Raw genomic sequence first — 20862 nt, 5'->3', positions numbered from 1 at the left:
GTGAACACTCCGAATTTCACTATGCCTATTAGATCAAAGCCCCAGACTTTCGTCTAGGGCTTTTTCAACAGTCTGAACCCGCCTAACGGCGGGTTTTTTGCGTCTGGAAGAAACAAAAAATGGGGTCAGAGTACATTAATCCCCAATCTTTCCCCTTCAAAACATCAAAATGGGGTCAGAGTACATTAATACTTCTAATACTCCTCGAAATCAAAACAGCCCTTAACGAAATGCTCGAGAAATGAAAATGTACTCTGACCCCATGTCTTTAAAAGTGGTAGGCGTAGGATAGGTTCAGGAAGTCTAATCCGGGGTTGTCATTGTTGAAGCCGCCGTTTGAAAAGTGCATATAGCGCAGTGCGACATGTTGTTTCTTATCGATCTCTACAAAAACACCTAATCTGTCTTCGAACTGATAGTTAGATCCAATATCTTTACCAGCGACTTTCTGATTACCTATGTAACTCGCTCCTATCCCCGCTTCTATATATACGGGATATTTGTCATAGAGCGTTGAAACCTGTTTCATAAATACAGGAGTTAATGACGCGCCGTAGCTTGTACTATGTGTATCGTTTTCACCATACTCCCACACTACGGCACTCACTTCCCAGTATAGCTTTAGGTCGCCAAACCAATCAGTAGTAAGCGTTTGTTCAAGTGGCCTGTACGCGAAGCGCATACCATCGATATCGTCAAAGCCGTGCATATAATCTACACTCACGGTTTGTTTCGCTTGTACGCTACTTGCGGTGAAAATAATGAAAAAAGAAAATAGAAGTAGTGATGCCTGTTTCATAATTGCTCCTTGATCTGATAATCAACAAGCAAAATTTTTTCCAATTAAAAATTATTTTAATTTCAAAGAGATAATAAAAACTAAATGCCGAACTATTCCACGCGAGTAGTGTAATTTACTGACACTGTTGAAGTTTTTACAAAGGTGTCCAGCGTGTATCTGCACTTACATGTTGCTCTTCCATCAGACGCTCGATCAGTTGCTTTGTATCTTCAATACCATACTTCGCTTTAATTTTATTTATGCTTTCAGATTCTGAAAGTATGAATGTATTGAGCTCGGCAATGATCTCGGGGTGTCTTAAGGTTGATAGCGAAAATGAGACAACGTTGTGTGGCAGGGTTAAATCAGCGGCAAATGATCCCATTTGCGGAAAGCGACGAGCAACGTTTTTAGCGGCATTATATTCCACATCTAAAGCATCTACTTTATCGCTCTGTAGAAGGTTAAGCCCATCATAAATACTGTTTACGCCTGTTACCTTAACGGTACCGTTCTTAATTTGCTGTTCCCACTTTACAGGGGAAAATCCGTCTGGCGTGGCAAGTTTTGTTATATGAGTAATTCCTTTACCAAGGTTATCTGTTTTAACCAAAGTCACGGCGAATGTTTCTGCCAGAGGTTCAGAATATACTTTGTTAAGGCTATGGGTTATTTGATCATACCATCTGGCGTTATCAGGAAAGACAAAGTCTACATTGCCTTTTTCAATTCTATCTGAAGGCGTTTAACTGGCATGCTCAAGTATACAAAGCGATGTCCGCTTTGCTTTGAGAATGCTTCAAGAATAGCCCAACCCAACCCCTTTTCATGATCCGATGAAAAGTTGTAATACGGATAATATTCAATATTTTGAGCGCCTACGATATAGGTGTCGGCTGAAACAAAAGGACTTGAAAGTGTGCATGTAACTGGCAATACCGCCATTTGCACAAAGCGACGAATACTATTTCCAAACCTCTTCAATTTTCAATCCTTGTTCTATCAAAAGCTTCTGAGACAACTGCTCGAAAGGGGTTATTCCGTATTTTGTTTTTATACTATCAATTAATTCTGGATTTGAGGATATGAACTTATTAAGTTCACTAATAATGTCTTGATGATAAAGCGTAGATAGGGAAAAAGGAATTTCATTATGTGGAAGCGTCAAATCTAAAGTAAATGCATCTTGCTCATATGATAGAGGAGCAGATCGCTGGCTAACGAAATACTCTAAATCTAACCCGTCTACACGTTCTTGGTACAAAAGCGCCAAGCCTTGTTGAATATCCGTAACCCAAGTTATTTGGGTACGTTGAGTGTCTATTCTTTCTTGCCAATTTACCGGTGTGAAGCCTAACGGCATGGCGAGGTTTTTTATCTTTTCGATGCCTTTCCCAGCGTTCTGTCGTTTTACAATTGTCCCCGTTACTGCGCTGGTTAATGGGAGGGAAAAGTACTTGTCATTTGAAGTGGTAATGCTGTTATACCAGCCTCTATTATCAGGGTATACAAAGTCAACATTACCTTTAACTAACTCGAGTTGAAGCCGTCTTATAGGCAAGCTTAAATACACAAACTCGTGTCCCGAAGCTTCAGAAAAAGCTTCTAAAATTGACCAGGCAACCCCTTTATCTGTTGATGATGCAAAATCGTAATGGGGGAAATAAGCTAAGTTTTGTGCGCCAATCACATATTTATCTGCATAAATATTAAGGCTAAACAAACAGCCAATGAAAAGCCCAATACATCGCATCATTCTAAACTCCAAATGACTACAGCAATTTACAATATACAAATAAATTATCTTTGAAGCATTTCCTTGAGAGGAAGTTTTTTAATACAAAAATAAATCGCATAGCTATACACCATAATTTATCGTTTTGCGGGTGTAAAATATTCAGTGAAAATCTCTTGAACTTAATGACAGCTTTTCGAGCCACGGCGTCCGATCAATAAGCTTACCTGCGATGATATGAATAACTCCCTCTTTGGAGCGTTCAATAATACCATTTACCTGTAACAGTTTAGCTTTTAAAAATGTTTGTTGCTGAGCACGAGCGGTAGCTTGCCACACCACAACGTTCATATTGCCTATATCATCTTCCAAAGTCAGAAAGGTAACACCTGCGGCAGTGCCTGGTGCTTGACGACCTGTTACTGCGCCAAGCACTTTTACAACAGATTTATTGGTCTTGTCTTTAAGTGAATTGGACCAGCTTATGTCTTTAAGCTTATGCTGCTTCTTGAGTAAAGAAATAGGGTGGTTATTTACTGATAAGCCGGTTGAGGCATAGTCTTCAAGTAAGTTTTCTGCCTCGGTCGGTGCAGCACCCAGTGGTGTGGCATTTTTATCTGCATAAAAATCGTCAGTATCAAACAGTGGTAAACGCGTTTGAGTATCCATAATTCGCCAGCGAGTTTCATATCGATTGCCTGAAATAGTGCGAAGGGCATCGGCGCTGGCCAGTGCCTCTAGTTCGTGACTTTTAAGCGATAGCTGCTGTAATTGTTCAACATTGGTGTAGCTTTTGTCTGAACGGTTTTCCACGATAAGCTGAGACGATGCTTCACTTAAGCCTTTAATAAGCTTAAGACCAAGCTGAATGTGTTTTTTTTGGCCTTGTACCACCAGAGAATGCTCAACGTCAGATTGGTTAACACAGGGCGCTTCTACCCGTATGTTGTGACGCTTAGCATCTTGAACTAACTGAGACGGAGAATAAAACCCCATGGGCCAGCTATTTAACAGCGCTACGTAGAACTCAACAGGAAAGTAAAACTTCAACCAGCAAGACACATAAGCTAATACGGCAAAAGATGCTGAGTGCGATTCAGGAAAGCCGTAACCTGCAAAGCCTTTTATTTGTTCAAATAAGTTGTGGGCGAACGTGCTGTCATAGCCTTTATCCGTCATCCCCTTAATAAGCTTGTCTCTGAACTCAAAAATTCTACCGTCTTTTTTCCAGCTCGCCATTGCGCGCCGCAGTTGATCGGCTTCTCCGCCACTGAAGCCAGCTGCAACCATGGCAAGCTGAATCACTTGCTCTTGAAAGATAGGCACGCCCATGGTGCGAGACAGAACTTTCTCCACATCTTTAGATGGGTAGCTAATGGTTTCGTTACCGTGTCGGCGTATCAAATAAGGGTGGACCATATCACCCTGAATCGGACCTGGCCGTACAATGGCTATTTGTACGACCAAATCGTAATAGCGACGAGGTTTGAGCCTTGGCAGCATAGACATCTGAGCCCGTGATTCTATTTGAAAAACGCCTACCGTATCGGCCCGACAAATCATATCGAAAACCTGTTTGTCATCCCCGAGCTTAGTAATGAAGGGAATACTGGTTTCAACAGGGTATTGTTTATTGATAAGAGAGAATGCACGACGTATAGCGCTTAACATCCCAAGCGCGAGTACATCGACTTTTAATAGGCCTAAGGTTTCAATGTCGTCCTTATCCCACTGAATAATAGTACGCTCTTCCATCGCGGCGTTCTCAACAGGAACAAGATCGTAGAGCGGCCCTGCGCTAATAACAAAACCGCCTACATGTTGCGACAAATGTCGGGGCGTGCCCAGTAAAGCTTCGGTAAGGGTAATTAACTGCTGCACCCTAGGCTCTTCAGGGTTTAGCCCAAGCCCTGCCAGCTGGGATTTCCACGGAATAACGCTGTCTCGGCGATTAATCTGCTTTACCACAAAATCAAGCTGTGATTCGCTAAAGCCCAGCGCCTTGCCCACATCTTTAAACGCTGACTTGAAGCGATAGCAAATAACCGTAGCCGCGATAGCGGTTCTTTCCCGGCCGTACTTTTGATAAATGTATTGGATGACCTCTTCACGGCGTTGATGCTCAAAATCCACATCAATATCTGGCGGTTCGTTACGCTCTTTGGAAATAAAGCGCTCGAACAGCACACTTATTTGCCTTGGGTCTACTGCGGTTATTTCCAAGCAATAGCACACTACCGAGTTGGCCGCAGAGCCGCGCCCTTGATACAAAATGCGTTGTCGCTTGGCAAACTGAACAATGTCGTAAATGGTTAAAAAGAAATACTCATACTCTTGCTCGGCAATAAGCGTAAGTTCTTTTTCTATGGTTTGGCGGATATCAGGGGTTATACCTTCAGGAAAGCGCACTTTTATGCCGGCCTCTACACGTTCCCGCAAATACGAAGTGGGCGTATACCCTTCAGGTACAAGCTCTGCAGGATAGTGGTAGCGCAGCTCTTCTAAAGAAAATGTGAATGCGTGGGCAAGGGCATTGGTATTGGCAATCCATTTCTCAGGGTAAAGCTTCTTAATTTTTTGTACGGTTCGCAGACTACGCTCTGCATTACTCAACGCATCCCGACCTATTTTATCTACACTGGTATGCACGTTAGTAGCATGCAATACATGTTGAAGCGGCAGTCTGTCAGCGTGATGCATGAGTACACCTGTACAGGCAATAACAGGGAAAGGGTAGGCAGACTGCAGATGATTGTAATGCGCAAACCTGTGGTGATCCCGTCCGTCTAATAGGCGCTGAGCGCCAATATAGGCATCAATACTAGGATGTTTTTGCAGCCATTCAGCCCAATGCTTGTCTTTAGCTTCTTTGCCGCTTGGTAACCAAATGAATTTGCAATGGCGAATGGTACGCAAGTCCCACTCAGCAAGTTGATATTCACCTTTATCAGAGCGACGCCTCGCGTTAGTAATAATTCGGCACAGTTCGCTATAGGCCGCTTTGTTCGGGCACAACAGCACAAAAGATAAAGTGTCATCAAATACAAAGTAACTACCCACAATAAGCGTAATCGGTAGACCCTGATGCTTAATTTCATCGAAAGCTCGTACTACTCCCGCCACTGAGCATTCATCGGTAATGGCAAGCGCGTCGTAACCAAGGAAAGATGCCGTGGTAACAAGCTCTGCGGGGGAAGAGGCACCGCAAAGAAAGCTATAATTGCTTTGGCAAAAGAGCTCACTGTATTTCATGATATAGCCTTTACCCTTTTCTTTAACCGCATACCGCTAACAAAAAAGGCCCTGCACCCACCAGCGGCTCTCTTCATCTTTAAACACTAAAAGCCTTACGCATTGCTCAGTTTGGGCGATGAAATAATCACGCTTTGTTGGGCTGTCATGCCACCACTCACTGTGTAATCGCACGGGGCCAAAGCAAATTTGGGTAGCCTGAATAAGCGGTTTAGGTACATCAAAGGTGAAGGTAGGCGTAATGTCACTGCTATAAGCGTAATTACCGGCACAGTTACCGACGCTCGGCTCCGTCACCGTCATATATTCAAATTGATGGCTGTCGGCAGCGCGAGGTTGAAACGTACTGTTATCGCCTAGCTTCGCGTTTAAGCGCCCAATTAATTGCTTTTGTGCAATATCGTTAAATCTGTCGCTAAAAAAATCGCCATTCTGCGTATCCATTTCTTCAAATTGCTGACAGGTAAGCGCAATGGCTGTAGCTGGCTCAGGCAACACCAGACTCTCAGTTTTAAGACTAAATAACGGCAGCCAACTTTTTACTGATGACTGAGGAAGCGCCGAACGTATATTAATATCCATTACAGGTGCTTCTCTGAAATGAATATGTACGCTGATGCTGGATGTATATAAGTTTCTTGCCCGTAAATAGTGAGATAAATGCTCAAACTGCTGGGTGACAAAAGGGGTTAGATGCTGCGTGTTTTCAATATCAAAAGGCAAGAGGATAAAATTATCGAAGTGCTCCAAAGGCCTAAATAACGTAACGCGTGGAAAGGTTTCTCCCCTTAACGCAGTAAGATACATAATGGTGTCATTGTCAAAGCGCCGCCCCAGCTCTTGTACCGGCATGGCAAGCAACTGTTGTACGCAGGAAACGCCCACCCTTGCCAATGAGTCAATGACCTTGGGAGATAGAGCCGTAATAGAAAGCGGGCACGCACTTAGCGCTTTTTTTATGTCATCGGATGTATGTAAGTAGGTATTAAATTTATGAAGCGCTAATACTTTTGCGGCCTCAATTGTCCATGCGCTAGCAAAATGATAACGAATATCTGCTTCAGCCAGAGCTTGAGTTAAGGTTTTCCACAGTGGCGTATGGCCGCCATAGTAATGAGTTAGATTATCTAGCCTTACTGCCAGACCGCTGACACTATTCGAGTGAATGTGGTTGTCTAATACGATGTCAGAAGCCAGTGGGTAAAGCCGATGGGCTAACTGCGTCAGCATATGCTTTTCGGCTTCTTCACTGAAAGGCAGAATATGTACGTAAGGGCATAGCGCCGCCGCTTGAGCTAGCCCATGCCCAATTTCAATACCTTCTTTTTTCGCAATATCATTACACTGCGTAATTTTGTTTGTTTTACTGCAGTACACTGCAACGGGAGTATTCGACGCTAACGCTGAATACTGGTTGTTAGTTTCGTGCTTCGACAACTGGCTATGTGCACGCTTACTTCTAGCCGCTTTGATATGGCTGTCTAAAGTTAGTTGATAGCAGTAAATATAAGCCCACAGCATCATTAGCTCACAGAGTGTAATGCCTGATCGGAAAGCGTGTTGTGTGCCATGGCCCATTTAATGGCGTGATTGTCGGGGGTCCACCGATGGGAAATAACAATGTTATCTTTGGGCCACCCATGACGCTGCTTGCGTATGTTCACTGCCAAAGCGTGGGGTTTACCCTTTAGCGCAATATCCAACGTAATGGGTAATGCACCGTCGCTTTGATTCGAAGGAGTGGCTTGTGAATCACTTAAGCTGGCCTTCGGATAACCTAACTGTGAGGCCTGCTGTTGCGGTGGAGTATACAGTAAGCACAGCGCATCATTATGCGTTGCTGCTACCTGTAGGCGTCGTGCTTCTTTTTGATTTACAGCATTACTCCACAGCACTACGCAATGGCAAGCCGTACTTTTTAAACATTGCTCTGCTGCCCACAACGACTCTTGTTCAGAACCTGGTTTTACTACCAGCACTTGTTGCGCTTTAAGCCCCAAGTTTTCTAACCACGGCGACTGTAGTAGCCCGGGAGGGTTAATAAATACCACCAGCTTATGCGTACGGTGTTGGCATATAGCCTGTTTAAAGAGTGAAAGTTCACCCATGCCGGTTAACGAAGAGATACGGACAAGACCTGTAGATGCAACGCCACCGTTAAGAGCTTTATCCAGACGCGGAAAACCCAGTGAAAACTTGGTTTCACTTTGTCTCTGATCTCTGGCCCGCCAAATATGCGGGTGGTTATTAAGCACGGATAACGATTTATTCATGGTACTCAAAATGAACTGTATTTTTATACAGTATTATAGTGCAGCAATAACCCTTTTCAAGACAAAAGGTTTTTGGCTTGTTGTTTTAAGTGCTAACTTACTGATTAGTCTGGAAAGGTAAAAAGATTAAACTTTTAAAAGTGTAGGAACATGGCTAGGGTCGCTGACCTTACTACATAGCAAAGCAGACGACCCTGCCATACAGTTAGCGCTGTATAAGCGCTAACGAGGGACATAGAGTAAAATGTTACTCTTCAGATGGTTCTTTTTGAGCCTTTGTAGTCGTGCCACTTACTGTTGCTGTAACGGTTTGGCAAAAAGCAATGAAGCCGTCGGCGGTATTTTTTGACCACACCATACGTACGTTGCTAGGGAGTGCTTTCACCACCTCACGAATTTCCTCAAGCGTCACTTCTTCATTAAGCAGCACCTTATTCAGTGACTCCTCAAATGACATGCCTTTCTCACAACAGGCCATGACGATTGTCGAAAAGTTGCGCATAAGCGGGTGCAGCGCATTGTATTGAGTATGGTCGATAAGGCGGCTTTTATAGGCACTTTCAATACGCGCAGTAAGATTTTTCTCTAACGCATCTGTAACAAGAACAAGGTTGCGATAAGCATACGTAACCTTGTTGTTGGTCTGTTTATTCGAGTGACGCAATAGCGCCAGCTCTTTCTGTAAATTCTGCGCTCGCAGCACAAAGTAAATTAAAAACAGGATAAGTAATCCAATAACACCAAATGCAACGATCATGTTTATTGTGCCTTTTGTTCTTCTATAAACGTATTGATGTTTTGCTCCAAGATAAACAATGGAACTGAGCCGTTTTCTAACACGGCGCGGTGGAATTTACGCACATCAAAACGCTCGCCTAATGCTTTCTCTGCCTTCTTGCGAAGGCCTTTAATTTTGATTTCACCAATCTTGTAAGACAAGGCTTGCGCTGGCCAAGAGATATAGCGGTCTATTTCAGTATTTACGTTGTGTTCTGAAAGCGCGGTGTTTTCCATCATATAATCAACCGCTTGTTGACGGCTCCAGCCCATCGTGTGCATACCGGTATCCACAACCAAGCGACACGCACGCCACATTTCGTAGCTTAAGCGACCGAAGTTGTCGTACGGCGTTTCGTAAATACCTGCTTCAATACCTAAAAACTCAGAGTACAGACCCCAGCCTTCACCAAACGCTGAAATATAGGTGTTACGACGTACCATAGGTAAGTCTTCAAGCTCTGCTGCCAACGATATTTGAAGATGGTGGCCAGGCACTGCTTCGTGCAAGGTCAGTGCAGGCAATGCATACAAAGGGCGCTTATCGAGGGCATAAGTGTTTACCCAGTAATATCCAGGCTGATCATCGCGGCTAGGATGAATGTAACGGCCCGTTGTATATTTGGGCGCGATAGCGTCTGGTACAGGCGCTACACCGTAGGGTGTTCTTGGCAGATACTCAAAGAGCGAAGGAAGTTTTGCGTCCATTTTCTTTGCAATAAACGACGCCTCTTTTAGTAAATCTTCAGCGCTGGTGGCATAGAATTGCGGGTCTTCGCGTAAAAACGTAATGAATTCGTTAATGTCGCCATCAAAGCCAAGCTCATCCACAATTTGCTGCATTTGCGCGCGAATGCGTTTTACTTCAGACAAACCTAAATCATGGATTTCCTGAGGCGTCATATCCGTGGTGGTGTAATGCTTGGCTCTATTGGCGTAATACGCCACGCCATCAGGCCAGTTATTCGCGGCAATATCTTCACGGGCGTTGGGAATGTATTCATCTACCATGAAATCGTAGAACATTTGATACGCAGGCAATACGCTGCTATTTATGGCAGCCTTGCCTTGCTCCGTTAGCGCTGATTTTTGCTCGGCAGTAAAGTACTCTGGGAAACGGGTAAATGGAGAATAAAAGCCACTGTCCTCGGCGTTTTCAACAATGTATGACGCCACCGAGTTCTCAAACCCTTTCAGCACGACTTTAGGTTGCGTGTAGCCTTCTTTTAGCGCCTGTTTCATGTACGCAATTTGTTGGTCAAAATAAGGTTTCAGCGCATTTAGGCGGCTAATGTAGGCCTGATAATCTTCTACGCGCTTAAAGGTGGATAAATTAGGAAGCGAGGCCATTGCACCGTGGAAGCCATATTCTGAATTGATAGGCACTAAATGCGCGCGATACGTATATTCGTCCACATAGTTAGCTAAACGATATTGTTGCATCAGCAAGGCAATATAAGCATCAGTAGAGATGTCTTCTTTTTTATACTGACTTAAGGCCTTTTGAAAAGTACGCCATTGTTCATTTTGTGCTTTCAGGGCTTTGGGAGAGTTGTCTGGTAATACGTGAGCGAGTGAAGTATCGCCTTCGCGAGAAGCTAGAAGCGGGGAAACCGAAAGCTCGTATTGCCAAATGTCATCAAGTAGTTGATACAAGCTTTCATCGTTAAGGTCCTTTGCAGATGAGCTAACGCTGCAAATAAATAATAATGCTGCTAAAACATAGCGATACATAAGGGTCTCCGGCAACCTTCACCGGAATGACCCGGCGGTTACTCTTTCGTTGGTGTATATATTGGACTAGGGAAAGCAGTTACTTTATCAGATTTATTTTCTAATTTAGTAATTTTGGCTGAACCTTTTTTATTTACGGCGTCAATGCGCAAAATGTTGTGCATCGGTACATAAGTTTTTGTTACTTCAGAAAATTCGGTTTTCAACCTTTCATGACTAGGGTCTACAACAACACTTGTGTGAGTATCCCACACAAAGTCACCTATCTCGATAAAGCCAAACAAAGCGCCCTGCATAAGACTTTTCACGTATAACTCATAGCGCTCACCGTTGCTGATGAACTGAACGCGGTAAAGAATGTCGTCTTTTGACATAGATGCTGCTCTTCACTAAAAAAATATAAAAACACCCGGAAGCTGAGCCGGTATGTGGCTGGCAATTTTACCTTGCTCATAAAATGCGAGCAACGGTAGGAAACACATGGTAAACGTTAGTAGTTTAATGGTATTCCGCCTATCAACTGCGTTACCATGATGCATACTTAGTTATATGGTGAAATTAGAATGATAAAAAAACTCCTTATAGGTAGTGCAATGACAGCAATGACCTTTGCTGCTACTGCCCATAACCACGCATCGACAGACAATGCTTTTAACCCTGATACACAGCGAATCAAATCGCACCTGTTTTTCCTAGCAGATGATTTGCTTGAAGGTCGTGACACGGGCTCTCGTGGCCATGAAATTGCGGCGCTATATATTGCGACCGAATTTGCTAAATATGGTTTGAAGCCAGCGGGTACAGACGGCTACATGCAAAACGTAGCGTTTCGCAAAGCGAATCTGGTTCAAGAGTCTCCCAAGTTTACTTTCACGCAAAACGGCGAAACCGTCGATTTTGACTACCCGAAAGAATATCTAGCTAGCCCGAGCTTGCTTAGCACCGAGGCTAATGTAAAAGGTGAAATGGTCTTTGTGGGCTACGGCATTGTGGCAGACGAGCTATCTCACAACGATTACAAAGACTTAGATGTAAAAGGTAAGGTTGTTGTAGCGCTTGCTGGTAAGCCAAGTGACTTTCCATCAGAAGAGGGCGCTCACTTTGCGTCTGGCTATCAAAAGCAAAAGTATGCGGTAGACAATGGCGCTATTGGCATGATCACTATCACAACGCCTAAAAATGAAAAGGTACGCCCTTATCAAAGCCGTTTGAACTACATCCATACGCCGCGTATGGCATGGTTAGACGACAGTGGTCAGCCTGCAAACAGCTTTTCTCAGCTTAAAGGTGGCGCTTACATGAGTGAAGGCGCTGCGCGTAAGTTATTTGAAGGCGCAGAAAAGAGCCTTGATGACGTTTATGCACAGCTTGAAGCCGACAAAGTACCGCAAGGCTTTGCGTTAAACGGTGTGGTTGATATCAGTAAGACGAGCGTACACGACACCATCACTAGCCCAAATGTTGTGGGTGTACTTGAAGGTTCTGACCCAGAGCTTAAAAACGAGTATGTGGTTTTCTCTGCTCACTCTGACCATATTGGTTTTGCCAAGACCGTGAAGAAAGACAACATTAACAATGGTGCCATGGACAATGCGTCTGGTACGTCAGTGATGTTAGAAACTGCACGCCTGTTTAGCGAAATGGAAGAAAAGCCAAAGCGCTCAATTCTGTTCGTATCGGTAACGGGTGAAGAGAAGGGCCTGCTAGGTGCAGACTATTTTGCTCGTAATCCAACTGTACCGGTTACTTCAATGGTGGCGAACGTAAATCTAGATATGCCAATTTTGACTTACGAGTTTGCAGACGTTATTGCGTTTGGCGCGAACCACAGTGATTTGCAAGAGTCAGTGGAAAAAGCGGCGGCGAATGCCAACATTGAACTAAGCCCTGACCCATGGCCTGAGCAAGCGTTATTCACTCGCTCAGATCACTATGCGTTTGTAAAGCAAGGTGTGCCTTCAGTGTTTATGGTGCCGGGTCTGAAGTCTAAAGATCCTAACGTAGATGGCAGCAAGGTGTTTGGTCAGTTCTTATCTACGCACTACCATAAGCCTAGCGACGACATTAACCAGCCATTCAACTGGAATGCGGCAGAGACTTTCACCAAGGTTAACGCGCAAATTGGTTGGACACTAGCAAACCAAAAGAACAAGCCTAAGTGGAACGACGGCGATTTCTTTGGAAACACGTTTAGCAAGTAAGTCCATATTTATTAAACGTTAAAAAGCAGCATTTTTATGCTGCTTTTTTTGTGCCTGTAGCTTACGAATAGTAAGTGAAGTAATGAATTATGTGCATGTTGGAACGCTGAGAGCTGAACTCGACAGCTGTCTGATTTAATTGAACTTTTTGCATTAATTTTGAAAAGTGTCAACGCTATTTAGGATGGGGCAAAAGCAATAAAAAAGGCGCTTGAAAGCGCCTTAGTCGTAACCCTTCGTCGTAACTTAATTGGGTTCTAAACAAACATTTGCTTGAAAGCAGCCCATTGTTCATTGAACTGCTCTGTTGGCTTACGCGTAAATCCACTACGGATAAAGCCATTAATACGGCCATCGGTGTAGCAAATCATCATGTTGGCGATAATCGCTTCATCTGCAGAAAGGGTTTTACCTTCCCGTAGCTTGCGCTCTCTTAGCACTTGCTTAAGCTGCGTTTCTAAACGCTCGAAAAGCTTTGCTATGCGCGCGCGCAACCGGTCTTGTTCACCCATTAACGCATCACCATTTAATATTCGAGTAATGCCCGGGTTCTTCTCAGCAAAGCCCAAAATAAGATGAAGAATAAGCTGACAACGCGTAAGCGAGTCTTTCTCTTCATTCACAATCTTATTGATGCGCGTGAAAAGTGTTTCTTCAATAAACTCGATAAGCCCTTCAAACATTCGCGCTTTACTTGGAAAGTGACGGTAAAGTGCCGCTTCAGACACTCCCACTTTTTCCGCTAATTTAGCAGTAGTGATACGTTGACCTGGGCTGGTTTCTAACATTCCAGCAAGTGCTTGCAGAATTTGAGCTCTGCGATTTGTTTTTTTGACAGCAGGCATGACGAAAGTATTTCCTCCGCTACCGAGTTATAGCAACTCGGGCTCCATGTTAAGTTGGCTTACACCAAAGCGTTTATATTTATCGTTTTTATTATCGACACTTAATAAGCATCTGTTAGTTTTTATTGTTTAAAGTGTAGCGCTCTGCAATAAGTGCAAGTAATTGACCCGCTAACTCGTTTTTACTGGTTGCAGGTAATCGTTTATCACCATCTTGCCATATTACGTGCAGTGCATTTTTATCACTGTTAAACCCCAGACCCTCGGCAGTAATATCGTTAGCCGCAATCATGTCTAGCTTCTTTTTGGCTAGCTTCGAACGCGCATAATCTTCTACATTTTGGCTTTCGGCCGCAAAGCCCACACAAAATGGTCTGTCTTGGCTGGTGGATATAGTTGCTAGAATATCAGGGTTTTTAACAAAAGTAAGTGTTAACTCATCACCGGTTTTCTTAATTTTATTATCGGCAACGCTCACGGCCTTGTAATCTGCTACAGCAGCCGTACTAATAAATATATCTGTGGAGGCTTTAAGCGTTTGACAAGTATTAAGCATTTCCTCTGCGGTAGTGACATTAATACGGTCACAGCGTTCGGGCGTTTCAAGCGACACAGGACCTGCCACTAAGGTTACATTTGCCCCCGCGAGTGCTGCTGCCTGAGCGATGGCAAACCCCATCTTTCCTGAGCTGTGATTTGAAATATATCGTACAGGGTCCAAAGGCTCTCTGGTTGGTCCCGCTGTTATCGTAATATTCTTTCCCGATAACGCCTTTAGCGACGAAGAAAGGGATAAAGCGTCTCTCTCTGCGTCATTTATTACATTGGCAATATCAACAGGCTCAACCATTCGACCTGAACCCACATCGCCACAGGCTTGTTCACCACTTGCCGGGCCAATAAAGGTTACGCCGTGCTCTTTTAAAATATCGATGTTGCGCTTTGTTGCTACCGCTTTCCACATTTGTTGATTCATGGCAGGAGCAATAAAGAGTTTCGCTGTTGTTGCAAGGTACAGTGTAGTCAGCAAGTCATCTGCCATACCGTGAGCAAGCTTAGCAATGGTGTTTGCGGTTGCGGGTGCAACAAGTAGGATATCAGCCCACTTTGCCAATTCAATATGCCCCATTGCGGCTTCAGCAGCAGGATCAAGCAGCTGGCGATGCACTGGATTTCCTGACACAGCCTGAAGTGATAGTGAACTAACGAACTCTGCGGCAGAGTCTGTTAGAACCACACGCACGTTTGCGCCTAACGCAGTAAGCTTGCGCACAAGATCGGGTGCTTTATAAGCGGCAATCCCGCCAGTAACACCTAGCAAAATATTTTTATTAGCAATAGACATAGAAGAACACAAAATCTCGAAATTAGCGTTAGCCTACCATGGTGACAAAAAATCGGATAGCTGAACGAAAGTAGGTCTTGTTTCGACAGTGGCATGTAAACAGTGCCTACAGGTGTCAAAAATCAATAATAAACCCGCCTTTTATACAGTCGTTTCTTTGTCACCATTCATCTATAAACAACCTTTTATAGAATAGTCGGGCTAGATGAATGTCGATAAAAGTATGGCCAAAGAATGAAAGGCCAAGAGAAAAATTATTGCAGCACGGGGCTGAAAGCTTAAGTGATGCTGAACTCATCGCTGTCTTGCTGGGAAAAGGTGTGAAAGGAAAAAGCGCTGTGTCTGTAGCACATGAACTTCTCAACGAGCTAGGCTGCTTAAGGGGTGTGGTAACAGCAACGAAAGAACGGTTTGCCAAAATAACGGGAGTTGGACCGTGCAAGTATGCGCAGTTTCAGGCGGGCTTTGAAATATTTAAACGCAATTTGGAAATAAAGCTGAAGCGTCAGGACGTTTTTAATAATGTAGATGATACTAAACGTTATCTACAGGCAAAGCTAAGAGACTGTGAACGTGAGAAGTTCGCGCTTTTAATGCTTGATAGCCAACATCAGCTTATTGCTTTTCGCACTATGTTTAACGGTACGATAAACAGTGCAGCGGTCTATCCAAGAGAATTGATCAAACAAGTAATGATCGATAATGCAGCCGCGATCATTTTGGTTCATAATCATCCTTCAGGCGTTGCTGAGCCTAGTCATGCGGATATACGATTAACCGCAGAGATCAAAAGCGCAATGGCGTCGATCGATGTGCCAGTTTTAGATCATTTTGTGGTTGGTGATAAAGAAACTGTTTCATTCGCACAGCGAGGCTTGTTAAGATAAGAAATCTAAGTCATTTGTCGATTATAATCTAGTCAAATGGTTGAAAATGATTTAGCATAGGATTTAGTGGGTTATTTTATTAAAGGACTGTTATGAAAAAGTCAATCATTGCATTATTTGCAGCTGCAACTATGGTTGCAGGCGTTAACGCACAAGACGGCCAAGGTGGTGATGGTACCACTGGTGCTGGTGGCGTAAGCGGCGGTATGATCGCGTCTGGTGTTGTTGTTGCGGGTATCGTTGCGGGTGTTGTAAACAACAACTCTGCTGATGCACCAGGAAATGGCGGTACTGATCCAGGTCAACCTACTTGTGAAGGTGACGACCAAATCGTTGATGGTGTGTGCGTAGGTACAACCGAAACTGTTACTGTAACTACCTCTGGTTCTGTAACAAAAACCATCACCGTACCTGTTACATTTACTTACGCACCGACCGTACAGTAAATTTAAGAGTATTCGAAAAAGCCGCTTTTTTTAGCGGCTTTTTTTATTTTTATAGCAAAGTTCATTTGTTTTTAGTTTTTGTCGGCGCATTTTAATGAAACTACACACTTTATTTGCCCTTTCGGGTGTTGTTTGCCTTTTTCTTTCCGGATGTTCCACCACGTCACTAGCGTATTACAACACGCTGAAGCTCGCGCTAAAAGATAGAACAGTTAGTTATACCGTTGAAGAGATTGCTGCTAGTAAAGCTGATCTTATGCAAATTAAAGCGGGCGGAAGAGATGCAGCCTCGCTTGCCCTTGCGTATATCGATGGTGAAAAGTACCGATGGGTATCTGGTGATAAAGTCATCTTCACCATGCACCATGGCATTATCGTTAAAACTGAAGGTTTGGATCACGACCTATACTACACGGGAAATCTTCAGCACAACCCGCTTGCCACCAACAATGTTCTACCATTCAATTGGAAACGCAAAGTTGATATTGCTTCCATAGGTTACGGTGTGCCGGTTGACTCATCTTGGCGAATAGAAGGGGAAGAAACTCGCGAATATTTAGGTTTTTCTGTTCCGGTAATTAAGGTTATCGAAACCGTAGAATTTTCTGAATACACGCCATTTATCGACGTAGGGTTGTCGTGGGAAAACACGTATTTCTTGCACAAATACTCGAAGGAACTTCTGGCCTCAAAGCAGCAGTTCAGCCCTGAAGGAGACGTTTACGATATGGTTTATTTAAGCCGAGTAGTACGTGAGATGAAGACACAAGGAGCAACGCAATAATGAAGTATATCTATACGCTTTTTATTGCCCTAGGCCTTACTGCAGCTACCAAGTTATATGCAAATGATAACCTTGTTAGTGTCATGATAAACAAGCAAACCTATCAGTTCGACAGGCCAATACGACTATCAAGCGTACTGTCCATTGTCGCTGATAATGGTGATTGGTACTGGCCTTCAGCTTCAGCCTTTGATTTAGCTAACCCTAAAGCTGAAGAAGAGAAAGAGATAGCGCTATCTCAAATTAGCGGACTGCTCAATCAATTTGATGCCGATTCTGAAACACATAAAGCCCTTCAAAATCTCTATGATCAGGTAAGCTCATGGACGGTGTCTACACGCATAGACATGCCAATTTCCTACAATCGAGCAAGGTTGTTTTTTGAAGACAACCCTATGTTTCAGCCAGGTAAATATTGGATTCGACTAAATGGAAGACCTGACGTTGTGCATTTCTCTGGCGCTGTTGTAAAGCCTGGTGCGTACAAGCATCAAAGCGATACGTCGGTTTATACGGCTGTTCACACGGTGAAAAAAGCGGTTGATGCCGACAGAAGTCATGTCTACGTAATTGATCCAATGGGAAATATTGAAGAAAAAGGTATTGCTTATTGGAATTTAGATTTTGGGCAGCTTATGCCGGGCAGCCAAGTCTATGTTCCTATCTCATCAGAACTCTTTAGCAATAAACTTAAGCAATTAAATGAGCGCGTAGCCGCTTTAGCAGTACATAGGGTTTTACCTCAATGAGTGCGCCACTACTTTCTAAGAAAAAAACACTCGCGCTTGTAATTGGCAGCGCGCTTTCTTCTACCGCTTTTGCTGATACTCAAGTTCGCGTTACTCCTTCGCAGATGGTGCAGGGCGGAAATGGTCTTATTCAAACACCAACGGCTCGTATGCGAGACGAAGGTGGAATGGCCATTAACTATACCGACAACGGCGAATATCGCTTCTGGTCAGTTAACATTCAGCTTTATGATTGGATGGAAGCAACTGCCCGTTATACTGACGTGCGCACAAGACTTTACAGTCAAGTTGAATCATTCAGTGGTGATCAAACGCTGAAAGATAAAGGCTTAGACGTTAAATTCAGGTTGTGGAAAGAAAGCTACTATCTGCCAGATATCAGTGTCGGCTTCAGAGACTTTGGTGGAACAGGCTTTTTTGAAAGTGAATACGTCAACGCCAGTAAATCTATCGGTCCATTCGACTTTCACCTTGGCTTAGGCTGGGGATACCTTGGTACAGCCGATGACATCAGCAACCCGTTTTGCGAGCTTAAAGACAGCTTCTGTGAACGCCCAGGGGGCTTCTCTGGCCGCGGTGGTAAGGTAGACTACGACCAGTTTTTTAAAGGAACAACCGCATTTTTCGGTGGTGTGGAATACCAAACACCATGGGAGCCGCTAACGCTAAAGCTTGAGTTCGAAGGGAATGACTATTCGCGTGACAGAGCTGGACAGCTAGAGCAAGATTCTCGATGGAATGTTGGTGCAGTGTATCGTTATAAAGACTTCGATTTCACGTTGAACTATCAACGAGGTAATACTGTTGGTTTCGGCGTTACGTATCGCTTTAATATGAATACGGCTTCGCAAATAAAGTTCGATGAACCACCTAAGAACCTGATGGGTAGAAAGGTGCCACAAGACGTGAAAGATGTTGATAAATCCCGTCTTTACAACGACCTTTACCGGTCGGGGGGCTTTGTACTGTCTGATGCTGAAATTAAAGAGGACAGCGCTACGTTTTACGGTACACAGGTTGCCTATCGTGACCAGGATGAAGCTATTGAGCGAATTGGTCGCGTGGCGGCCTCAGAGCTTCCAGATTCCGTAAAAACCTATCATGTAGTAGACAATCGCGCAGGTCTTCCTTTAGTAGACACGCAGGTGGATGCCGAGGCCTTTATTGCTGCAGCGCGTTACGAATCTCTTGACGCAGATATCACTGAAACCTACGTCAGAACATCACCCTCAAAAGAAGTGCTCGACGCCTATGATCCTGCCAATACATCTGGCTTCTACTACAGCGCAGATTTCTTCTTTACCCAATCATTCGGTAACCCAGAAGATTTCTACCTGTATCAAACCGGATTATTGCTAAACGGCGGTTATGCCTTTAACGAAAACTTCGCAATCATGAGCAGCGCCAGGGTTACGCTTCTAGATAACTTCGACAAGTTTAACTACTTGGTAGACAATGAAGAAGTGTCGCTACCTCGCGTGCGTACTCGAGTTCGTGAATATGTGTCAGCAAACGATGTATGGCTAGATACAACATTCTTACATTACAAAGACACCATTGCAGAAGACCTCTATGCTCAAGCGTACGCGGGTTATCTAGAAACCATGTTTGCTGGTGTAGGCGGTGAAATACTGTATCGTCCCGTTGATAGTAATCTAGCTTACGGACTTGATATCGCTTACGTAAAACAGCGCGATCCTTACAGTCAAACAGGTCTGGAAGACTACACAGCGGTCACTGGACACGCCAGTGTCTATTGGCAGCCAGAATTCTTAGACGACACGCAAATTACCGTAAGTGCTGGACAATTCTTAGCCAAAGATAAAGGCGTGAATATCGATTATGCGAAGCGTTTCGATAGCGGTATCATTGTTGGTGCATATGCGGCATTCACTGATGTATCGTCAGAAGAATACGGCGAGGGAAGCTTCACCAAAGGCTTCTACATTTCCATACCTACAGATCTGTTCTTGTTAGAACCTACCAAAGGTCGCGGATTATTCCCATGGGTGCCGATTTCTCGTGATGGCGGTCAAATGCTGCGTCGACCCACTCGTTTGATTGACATGACTGAAATAAGGTCACCATTTTTTGATTAAATAGAAATACGCCGCGTTCGCGTGGCGTTTATTCTCGTGCGGATATCTTAGATGCTGCAATGCGAATATAAAATTAAAGCGTAGATTGCGTATTTATTCATAGCCTAACCGCTTAGGGAAAAGTACAATACGGGCCGTGAAAAATGAGAGCTGGTAGTTTTTCGAGCAAAAAAAAGCCAAAAAGTAACCTTTTTGTACTTTCTTATTGAAATGATCCTGCCTTTGCTGTATAAAATGCGCCCTCTAATTTATAGTAATACGTCATTTGACCCAACCACTGTTTGAGCGCTTGGGATTAACTGACGCGACAGTTATCGTTGTTCTGGAGACAAATACAATGTCAAGAGTATGCCAAGTAACAGGTAAGCGTCCAACGGTTGGTAATAACCGTTCACACGCAAGAAATGCGACTCGTCGTCGCTTTTTGCCAAACCTTCAAACACACCGTTTTTGGGTTGAGAGCGAAAACCGTTTTGTAAAACTACGTTTGTCTGCAAAAGGCATGCGTATCATCGACAAGAAAGGTATTGATTCAGTACTAACTGACATCCGTACCCGTGGTGAGAAAATCTAAGGAAGCCGACAATGCGTGATAAAATTAAACTAGTTTCTTCAGCAGGTACAGGTTTCTTCTACACTACTGATAAAAACAAGCGTAACATGCCTGGCAAAATGGAGATCAAAAAGTATGATCCCGTTGTGCGTAAGCACGTTATGTTCAAAGAGGCCAAAATCAAGTAATTAGCTTGCTTTTGTCTCCACGAAAACCCAGCCCTTGCTGGGTTTTTTGCTTTTTGAAGAAGATATTTCTACTTCATCACGTCACGATCCCACCGGATCCCATATTCGACTGTCCACGATCCCTTGAGTTTGTCTTGCGATCACTGCTTTCTCCCACTTACTTTTTTCCAGCAGGTCCTAGGTTTTCTTTGAATTGAATTAGCTTATATATTG

At 43.8% G+C, this 20862-nt stretch carries 20 protein-coding genes; 8 read left to right on the top strand and 12 right to left on the bottom strand.

Going from position 1 to position 20862, the window contains the following annotated elements:
• Positions 1–268: 268 nt before the first annotated feature.
• The 10 genes from NO989_RS13565 to NO989_RS13520 form a co-directional block, all read right to left on the bottom strand.
• Complete coding sequence (locus NO989_RS13565) at positions 269–799, bottom strand: acyloxyacyl hydrolase (protein ID WP_014975262.1); 531 nt, start codon at positions 797–799, stop codon at positions 269–271.
• Positions 800–935: 136 nt separating this feature from the next.
• The gene (locus NO989_RS13560; RefSeq protein ID WP_371342737.1) at positions 936–1400 is read right to left on the bottom strand and encodes a hypothetical protein; all 465 of its coding nucleotides are present in this window, start codon (positions 1398–1400) and stop codon (positions 936–938) included.
• 92 nt (positions 1401–1492) lie between these two features.
• On the bottom strand, positions 1493–1765 hold the full coding sequence (locus NO989_RS13555) for a hypothetical protein (RefSeq protein WP_371342736.1): 273 nt from the start codon (positions 1763–1765) through the stop codon (positions 1493–1495).
• Entirely contained in the window at positions 1746–2537 is a 792-nt protein-coding gene (locus tag NO989_RS13550) for a hypothetical protein (protein ID WP_069943475.1), read from the bottom strand. Before NO989_RS13550 ends, NO989_RS13555 begins: the two co-directional genes overlap by 20 nt.
• 141 nt (positions 2538–2678) lie before the next feature.
• Complete coding sequence (locus tag NO989_RS13545; RefSeq protein ID WP_371342735.1) at positions 2679–5768, bottom strand: error-prone DNA polymerase; 3090 nt, start codon at positions 5766–5768, stop codon at positions 2679–2681.
• 36 nt (positions 5769–5804) lie between these two features.
• Positions 5805–7292 carry a DNA polymerase Y family protein gene (locus tag NO989_RS13540; protein ID WP_371342734.1) on the bottom strand — a complete coding sequence of 496 codons (1488 nt, stop codon included), beginning with the start codon at positions 7290–7292 and terminating at the stop codon, positions 5805–5807.
• On the bottom strand, positions 7292–8041 hold the full coding sequence (locus NO989_RS13535; RefSeq protein ID WP_371342733.1) for a recombinase RecA: 750 nt from the start codon (positions 8039–8041) through the stop codon (positions 7292–7294). The genes NO989_RS13540 and NO989_RS13535 overlap by 1 nt, the downstream gene beginning before the upstream one ends.
• A gap of 247 nt (positions 8042–8288) precedes the next feature.
• The gene (locus NO989_RS13530) at positions 8289–8798 is read right to left on the bottom strand and encodes a hypothetical protein (protein ID WP_371342732.1); all 510 of its coding nucleotides are present in this window, start codon (positions 8796–8798) and stop codon (positions 8289–8291) included.
• A 2-nt stretch (positions 8799–8800) separates the two neighbouring features.
• Positions 8801–10552 carry a DUF885 domain-containing protein gene (locus NO989_RS13525; RefSeq protein ID WP_287498387.1) on the bottom strand — a complete coding sequence of 584 codons (1752 nt, stop codon included), beginning with the start codon at positions 10550–10552 and terminating at the stop codon, positions 8801–8803.
• Positions 10553–10590: 38 nt separating this feature from the next.
• Positions 10591–10926 carry a DUF1820 family protein gene (locus NO989_RS13520; RefSeq protein WP_061438894.1) on the bottom strand — a complete coding sequence of 112 codons (336 nt, stop codon included), beginning with the start codon at positions 10924–10926 and terminating at the stop codon, positions 10591–10593.
• A 189-nt stretch (positions 10927–11115) separates the two neighbouring features.
• On the opposite strand from NO989_RS13520, the gene NO989_RS13515 reads away from it, so the two are divergent.
• A complete protein-coding gene (locus NO989_RS13515; protein WP_014947750.1) occupies positions 11116–12753 on the top strand; it encodes a M28 family metallopeptidase in 1638 nt (545 codons plus the stop codon).
• Positions 12754–13010: 257 nt separating this feature from the next.
• On the opposite strand, the gene slmA is transcribed toward NO989_RS13515, so the two are convergent.
• Both slmA and coaBC read right to left on the bottom strand, forming a co-directional pair.
• Entirely contained in the window at positions 13011–13598 is a 588-nt protein-coding gene (gene slmA, locus NO989_RS13510) for a nucleoid occlusion factor SlmA (protein ID WP_012516568.1), read from the bottom strand.
• Positions 13599–13713: 115 nt separating this feature from the next.
• The gene (gene coaBC / locus NO989_RS13505) at positions 13714–14943 is read right to left on the bottom strand and encodes a bifunctional phosphopantothenoylcysteine decarboxylase/phosphopantothenate--cysteine ligase CoaBC (protein WP_371342731.1); all 1230 of its coding nucleotides are present in this window, start codon (positions 14941–14943) and stop codon (positions 13714–13716) included.
• Between the two features lie 209 nt (positions 14944–15152).
• Here coaBC and radC point away from each other — a divergent pair, with 209 nt between their 5' ends.
• The 7 genes from radC (at position 15153) to rpmG (ending at position 20649) form a co-directional block, all read left to right on the top strand.
• Positions 15153–15830: a DNA repair protein RadC gene (gene radC / locus NO989_RS13500; protein WP_014947752.1), complete on the top strand. Its 678-nt coding sequence runs from the start codon at positions 15153–15155 to the stop codon at positions 15828–15830.
• Between the two features lie 92 nt (positions 15831–15922).
• Positions 15923–16276 (top strand): hypothetical protein, encoded by a 354-nt coding sequence (locus NO989_RS13495; protein WP_039226972.1) that lies wholly within the window; start codon positions 15923–15925, stop codon positions 16274–16276.
• 94 nt (positions 16277–16370) lie between these two features.
• Positions 16371–17060 carry a YjbF family lipoprotein gene (locus NO989_RS13490; RefSeq protein ID WP_014947754.1) on the top strand — a complete coding sequence of 230 codons (690 nt, stop codon included), beginning with the start codon at positions 16371–16373 and terminating at the stop codon, positions 17058–17060.
• A complete protein-coding gene (locus NO989_RS13485) occupies positions 17060–17809 on the top strand; it encodes a capsule biosynthesis GfcC family protein (protein WP_039236677.1) in 750 nt (249 codons plus the stop codon). Before NO989_RS13490 ends, NO989_RS13485 begins: the two co-directional genes overlap by 1 nt.
• Positions 17806–19908: a YjbH domain-containing protein gene (locus NO989_RS13480; protein ID WP_278343614.1), complete on the top strand. Its 2103-nt coding sequence runs from the start codon at positions 17806–17808 to the stop codon at positions 19906–19908. Before NO989_RS13485 ends, NO989_RS13480 begins: the two co-directional genes overlap by 4 nt.
• A gap of 337 nt (positions 19909–20245) precedes the next feature.
• Positions 20246–20482, top strand: a complete 237-nt coding sequence (gene rpmB, locus NO989_RS13475) for a 50S ribosomal protein L28 (protein ID WP_014947757.1) — start codon at positions 20246–20248, stop codon at positions 20480–20482.
• Positions 20483–20493: 11 nt separating this feature from the next.
• On the top strand, positions 20494–20649 hold the full coding sequence (gene rpmG / locus NO989_RS13470; RefSeq protein ID WP_012516577.1) for a 50S ribosomal protein L33: 156 nt from the start codon (positions 20494–20496) through the stop codon (positions 20647–20649).
• Positions 20650–20862: the final 213 nt, after the last annotated feature.

This window comes from Alteromonas sp. DY56-G5 (assembly GCF_041414725.1).
Classification (GTDB): Bacteria; Pseudomonadota; Gammaproteobacteria; order Enterobacterales; family Alteromonadaceae; genus Alteromonas; species Alteromonas macleodii.
Note: the sequence above shows the minus strand (reverse complement) of the source record. Positions and strands in the feature narration are given on the sequence as shown.

Coding starts and splice junctions, on each gene's coding strand:
- NO989_RS13495 (WP_039226972.1), top strand. CDS start 15,923: ATGAAAAAGTCAATCATTGCATTATTTGCAGCTGCAACTATGGTTGCA.
- NO989_RS13535 (WP_371342733.1), bottom strand. CDS start 8,041: ATGAATAAATCGTTATCCGTGCTTAATAACCACCCGCATATTTGGCGG.
- NO989_RS13525 (WP_287498387.1), bottom strand. CDS start 10,552: ATGTATCGCTATGTTTTAGCAGCATTATTATTTATTTGCAGCGTTAGC.
- NO989_RS13545 (WP_371342735.1), bottom strand. CDS start 5,768: ATGAAATACAGTGAGCTCTTTTGCCAAAGCAATTATAGCTTTCTTTGC.
- slmA (WP_012516568.1), bottom strand. CDS start 13,598: ATGCCTGCTGTCAAAAAAACAAATCGCAGAGCTCAAATTCTGCAAGCA.
- rpmB (WP_014947757.1), top strand. CDS start 20,246: ATGTCAAGAGTATGCCAAGTAACAGGTAAGCGTCCAACGGTTGGTAAT.
- coaBC (WP_371342731.1), bottom strand. CDS start 14,943: ATGTCTATTGCTAATAAAAATATTTTGCTAGGTGTTACTGGCGGGATT.
- rpmG (WP_012516577.1), top strand. CDS start 20,494: ATGCGTGATAAAATTAAACTAGTTTCTTCAGCAGGTACAGGTTTCTTC.
- NO989_RS13490 (WP_014947754.1), top strand. CDS start 16,371: ATGAAACTACACACTTTATTTGCCCTTTCGGGTGTTGTTTGCCTTTTT.
- NO989_RS13480 (WP_278343614.1), top strand. CDS start 17,806: ATGAGTGCGCCACTACTTTCTAAGAAAAAAACACTCGCGCTTGTAATT.
- NO989_RS13540 (WP_371342734.1), bottom strand. CDS start 7,292: ATGATGCTGTGGGCTTATATTTACTGCTATCAACTAACTTTAGACAGC.
- NO989_RS13565 (WP_014975262.1), bottom strand. CDS start 799: ATGAAACAGGCATCACTACTTCTATTTTCTTTTTTCATTATTTTCACC.
- NO989_RS13515 (WP_014947750.1), top strand. CDS start 11,116: ATGATAAAAAAACTCCTTATAGGTAGTGCAATGACAGCAATGACCTTT.
- radC (WP_014947752.1), top strand. CDS start 15,153: ATGTCGATAAAAGTATGGCCAAAGAATGAAAGGCCAAGAGAAAAATTA.
- NO989_RS13530 (WP_371342732.1), bottom strand. CDS start 8,798: ATGATCGTTGCATTTGGTGTTATTGGATTACTTATCCTGTTTTTAATT.
- NO989_RS13550 (WP_069943475.1), bottom strand. CDS start 2,537: ATGATGCGATGTATTGGGCTTTTCATTGGCTGTTTGTTTAGCCTTAAT.
- NO989_RS13520 (WP_061438894.1), bottom strand. CDS start 10,926: ATGTCAAAAGACGACATTCTTTACCGCGTTCAGTTCATCAGCAACGGT.
- NO989_RS13485 (WP_039236677.1), top strand. CDS start 17,060: ATGAAGTATATCTATACGCTTTTTATTGCCCTAGGCCTTACTGCAGCT.